Source organism: Curtobacterium sp. MMLR14_002, from assembly GCF_001864975.1.
Lineage (GTDB): Bacteria > Actinomycetota > Actinomycetes > Actinomycetales > Microbacteriaceae > Curtobacterium > Curtobacterium flaccumfaciens.
The window spans coordinates 1-434 of sequence record NZ_MJGT01000084.1 but is presented as its reverse complement, the minus strand read 5'-3'; the positions used below and the strand labels follow the sequence as shown (position 1 = coordinate 434).

Below are 434 nucleotides of genomic sequence, written 5' to 3'. Positions count from 1 at the left end.
CAGGAGCCAGGCGAACACGTTCGACAGCTGCTTCTCGTGTGTTCCGTGGTGCATGACCCGGAACACGTTGAACTGCTCGGCAAGGCTCCTCGACATCGTCGGGACGAGCGAGGTCACCATCTGCGTGAGCGCCGCTTCGTCCATCACCGCGATGTGGCCCTCACCGTGCCAGGAGCGAAGAGGGCGCTCCCTGCCAACTGACGACGAGTTCGTCGCGCGCACGGCTTGCGGCGACGTAGAGCAGTGAGCGCTCCCGGAGCTCGGCGTCGGCCTGCTCCTCGGGCGCAGCGTGCTGCAACGCCAGCTTGTTCGGGACGACGCCTTCCGACACGTCGAACAGGACGACTCGGGAGAACTCGAGGCCCTTGGCGCTGTGCATGGTCATCACTCGGACCTTGCCGCGTGCCGACTTCTCCGTGGCGGGGACGTTGCGC

General features: G+C 66.4%; 1 protein-coding gene. It reads right to left on the bottom strand.

From position 1 onward, the window contains the following. Positions 1–160 precede the first annotated feature (160 nt). A partial coding sequence (locus BIU91_RS15020) for a 3'-5' exonuclease (RefSeq protein ID WP_171907856.1) occupies positions 161–434 on the bottom strand: 274 nt, incomplete at its 5' end.